Raw genomic sequence first — 4488 nt, forward strand, 5'->3', positions numbered from 1 at the left:
TTTGACTTATGACATGTGCCTCTAAGCCCCAGAGCTAGACACGTCTCACATTGGCCACTTCTCCCGCAGGAGTCTTCGTCTTGCACTCCAATCAACCGCTAGAGCTAACTATTATCCAGCCACACATTTAATAGAGAATTTATTAAGTACACCATCATGCTAAGTTCTAATATCCGGGCTCGCTGTTTACTGATGTAAGTTCTTTTCTTCTTCCCCAAGCTGTTGATTGATATATCTTGCTGCAACGAATAGAAAGTCAGACAATCGATTCAGGTATGACAGGACTAACGGATTCACTTCTTCTCCAATTCCAACCGCCTCCCGCTCTGCTCTTCTCACAATGGTTCTTGCAGTGTGAAGCGCGGCGCCTGCAGGATGGCCGCCAGGCAGGATGAAATTGCTAAGAGGAGTCAAGGTTCCATCCAAAAAGTCGATTTGTTCCTCTAGTTCTTTAATATTCGAATCTTCAAGCTTCCACTTCACTTCTTTTCCAGGCGGTGTAGCAAGTTCCGCCCCCGCATGAAACAGGACGGTCTGGATTTTATGAAAGAATCCTTCAAACTTTTCTTTCCCGTCAAAGTACTCTGCTTTTAAATAGCTTAACCCGAGCCCGATCATTGAATTCGCTTCATCACAAGTTCCGTATGCTTCGACCCGCTGATCTTTTTTTGATACTCGTGAGCCGTATACAAGTGAGGTTGTTCCTTTATCTCCTGATTTCGTATAGATCTTCATATTAATATCCCCTCTCTGCGTCGATTACATTTATTAACTCATCACTCTTTTTACTATATGCTTTTAGATTCTTTTTAAAAATATTGAGTGCTCTCGGCATATACATTTTTGTGATACTCGATAAATGCGGTGTTACCGTAATTCCTTTTTCCTCCCAGAATGAATGTGTGGAAGGCAAAGGTTCCTCTCCGAACACGTCCAGAAAAATATGCCCTATCTTATTTGTCCTTGCAGCATCAAGAAGGATTGATTCTTCTATTAGATCTCCGCGGCCGATGTTGATGAATACAGCAGAATCCTTCATCTTTTCAAAATGCTCCGTCTGAAGAATATATTTTGTATTCTCAGTACTGGGGAGTACAGCAACAATATAGTCCGCATCCGGCAGGAATTCTTCAAAATTCAGGAGAGTGTACATCTGATCAAAGTGATTTACTTCTTCACCTGTTGAATTCACTCCAGCCGTCTTCATATGAAAAGCTTTTCCTAAACGCGCGATTTCACTGCCGATTGCACCCGCTCCCAATACGAGCAGAGAGGCATCGTTAAGCTCGGAGGTTGGAAGTCTCCTGCTCCATACCCCTTCTTCCTCTTGCTTCAGAACAGATTGAAACTGTTTAGCATGCTGAAGCATTAATCCCAAAGTGAACTCTGCCATCGGAATTTTATGTATACCCCTTGCGTTGGTGACCAGGATCCCTTTCTTCCTGATTGCTCCAAATGGCATTTTTTCTAGTCCCGCAGATGTCACCATGATCCACTTTAGGCGCTGTGAAAGTTCTATATGCCGGTCGGTCAAGTCCTCCCCCATCGTGACAATGATCTCCGCTTCGTGTAATGCGTGTTCTGCATCATTTATCTTTTTAAAAAACGAAAAATCAACTTCGGGAAAGTCCTGTCGCAAGTCGGTTACGAACTCTTCCTTAGGCTGAAATGTAACAACCACCTTCATCACTATTCCTCCCATCCCTGATGAAAATAGTTTATCACAATTCGCTTCCACCATAAAAAAAGAGGACCGATAGAAATCGATCCTTCACACGGATGAGACTGACTTATTTGAGGAGGTTGCCCTACTCTTACTATATGTCCTTTTCGATGATGTGAATGGACAATAGCCTCATCCTTTGTAAAATAGGCTTTAAAATAGGCTGCTTACGAAAAGTTCTCTTCTATATAATTAAGAGCTGACTCGACATGACCCTTCACGCGGACCTTCCTCCACTCTTTGACCAGGTTACCATCTTTATCAATAATGAAAGTGGAACGCTCAATCCCCATATATTCTTTTCCAAAGTTTTTCTTTAGCTTCCAAACTCCATATTCCTCAGCAACTTTATGGTTTTCATCCACCAATAATAGAAATGGCAGTCCATGCTTGTCCACGAACTTTTCATGTTTCTCGACAGGATCCGGACTCACTCCGAGAATAACCGCGTCAAGTTTTTCAAAGTTTTCATGCTGATCTCTGAAATCGCATGCCTCAGTCGTACAACCCGGGGTCATATCTTTCGGATAAAAATAAAGCACAACATGTTTGCCTCTGTAATCAGACAATTTGACCTTCGATCCATTACTTGCCGTCAATTCAAATTCCGGCGCTTTCTGACCTGTTTCTACCGTCATTTCCTAATCCCTCCAATTTGCTCGTTTCTAACGTTAGCGTACCCAATAGGAAGGAAAAACTCAAATCATAAGCTGTTCATTTGTCATAATTCATAAACGATTTCACGACAAACGCAGCCGGAATTGTATAACCAAGCCATGATTCAATAAGCGCAACCCCCCTGCCAATGCCGATAGGAGTCACATCTCCATATCCGACAGAAAACAAGGTAATGCCGCTGAAATACATCGTTGTAAAAAGGTGATCAAAAAAATCGCCTGAAACAGGGTGTCCGTTTTCCACAAGTATTTGTATGCCTTCAAGCTCCAATAGAGTAAACAAGAGACCGAACCCGAGCATAATGGTTACATAACACATCCCCAAAAAGAAGAAGTGATGAAAAGATACATATTGAACCTTCCATTTAGACGGATAGAATAAGGATTTCAAACTCATGACCATACAGACAAGGATCATACTAACGATTATATAAATCATGTTCATTCCCTCTTTTCAAGCCTGTCTTTGTATATGTACGCGTTCCTATTAAGATTCATTCCGCCATCTTCATTCATTTTTCAATGCTTGTATCCATTTGCTAAAAAGCTCTCAGGCATACTACAATAGAAAAGGTAAGCAAACATATAGGAATAATCCAGGAGGTAACCCGATGAATTTCACTCAATCAGAATCCTTACATAAAGAAGCTTTGGAACATATCGTCGGCGGGGTAAACAGCCCATCCCGCTCGTATAAAGCAGTTGGAGGCGGCTCTCCTGTGGCGATGGAGAGGGGACAAGGTGCTTATTTCTGGGACATCGATGGAAATAAATACATCGACTATCTGGCGGCATACGGTCCGATCATCACAGGGCACGCCCACCCTCATATTACAGAAGCGATTAAAAAGGCCGCTGAAAACGGGGTGCTTTACGGAACCCCTACCCGTCACGAGGTCAAGTTTGCAAAGATGATTAAAGAAGCGATGCCTTATATGGATAAGGTCCGTTTCGTCAATTCAGGAACAGAAGCCGTCATGACGACAATCCGTGTAGCCCGCGCATACACAGGAAAAGATAAAATCATCAAATTCGCAGGATGTTATCACGGTCACTCAGACCTAGTGCTAGTGGCAGCAGGTTCCGGCCCCTCCACCCTCGGAACACCAGATTCCGCGGGGGTACCAAAGAGCATCGCACAGGAAGTGATCACGGTTCCTTTCAATGACATCGAACCGTTTAAAGAAGCAATGGAAAAATGGGGAGATCAAATTGCCGGGGTACTCGTTGAGCCGATCGTAGGGAATTTCGGAATCGTCGAACCGAAAGAAGGCTTCCTTGCGCAGGTGAATGACATCGCCCACAATGCCGGAAGCCTTGTGATTTATGATGAAGTGATCACCGCCTTCCGCTTCATGTACGGCGGGGCACAGGATATGTTAAAGGTAAAGCCTGACCTGACCGCGCTTGGCAAGATCATTGGAGGAGGACTTCCCATCGGTGCTTACGGCGGTAAGCTGGAAATCATGGAACAGGTAGCACCGCTCGGCCCTGCATACCAAGCGGGAACGATGGCAGGAAACCCCGCTTCCATCCTTTCAGGAATCGCCTGTCTGGAAGTCCTTAAACAAGATGGCGTCTATGAGAAATTGGATGAACTCGGTCAAATGCTTGAAGAAGGCATCCTCGCTGCGGCTGAAAAACACAATACCCCAATTTCAGTCAACCGTTTGAAAGGTGCGCTCACCCTTTACTTCACTAAAGAGAAAGTTGAAAACTACGAGCAAGCCGAAGCAACAGACGGTGAAATGTTCGCCAAATTCTTCAAACTCATGCTAAACCAGGGAATCAACCTTGCACCATCCAAATACGAAGCATGGTTCCTAACGACAGAACATACAGAAGAAGATATCAAAGTAACATTAGAAGCAGTCGACAAAGCATTTGCACAATTATAAAGGCTAATTTATTGCCCCCGCTCACACAACATGAGCGGGGGCATTCATTTATAAAAAATAAGAAACTTATTGATGTTATTAACCGGTTCCAGCTTTTGATTGGAGTGCAAGACGAAGACTCCTGCGGGAGAAGTGGCCAATGTGAGACGTGTCTAGCTCTGGGGCTTAGAGGCACATGTCATAAGTCAAA

At 43.9% G+C, this 4488-nt stretch carries 5 protein-coding genes; 1 reads left to right on the top strand and 4 read right to left on the bottom strand.

Annotated elements, in window-relative coordinates:
- Positions 1-186: 186 nt before the first annotated feature.
- From AAEO50_RS20880 to AAEO50_RS20895, 4 genes are all read right to left on the bottom strand, one after another.
- Positions 187-735, bottom strand: a complete 549-nt coding sequence (locus AAEO50_RS20880) for a cob(I)yrinic acid a,c-diamide adenosyltransferase (protein WP_341986308.1) — start codon at positions 733-735, stop codon at positions 187-189.
- Between the two features lies 1 nt (position 736).
- Entirely contained in the window at positions 737-1687 is a 951-nt protein-coding gene (locus AAEO50_RS20885; protein ID WP_341986309.1) for a D-2-hydroxyacid dehydrogenase, read from the bottom strand.
- A gap of 203 nt (positions 1688-1890) precedes the next feature.
- The gene (gene bcp, locus AAEO50_RS20890; protein WP_341986310.1) at positions 1891-2361 is read right to left on the bottom strand and encodes a thioredoxin-dependent thiol peroxidase; all 471 of its coding nucleotides are present in this window, start codon (positions 2359-2361) and stop codon (positions 1891-1893) included.
- A gap of 76 nt (positions 2362-2437) precedes the next feature.
- Positions 2438-2839, bottom strand: coding sequence for an ion channel (locus tag AAEO50_RS20895; protein WP_341986312.1), 402 nt, complete (start codon positions 2837-2839; stop codon positions 2438-2440).
- Between the two features lie 172 nt (positions 2840-3011).
- On the opposite strand from AAEO50_RS20895, the gene AAEO50_RS20900 reads away from it, so the two are divergent.
- Entirely contained in the window at positions 3012-4298 is a 1287-nt protein-coding gene (locus AAEO50_RS20900) for a glutamate-1-semialdehyde 2,1-aminomutase (RefSeq protein WP_341986313.1), read from the top strand.
- Positions 4299-4488: the final 190 nt, after the last annotated feature.

Source organism: Rossellomorea oryzaecorticis, assembly GCF_038405515.1.
GTDB lineage: Bacteria > Bacillota > Bacilli > Bacillales > Bacillaceae_B > Rossellomorea > Rossellomorea oryzaecorticis_A.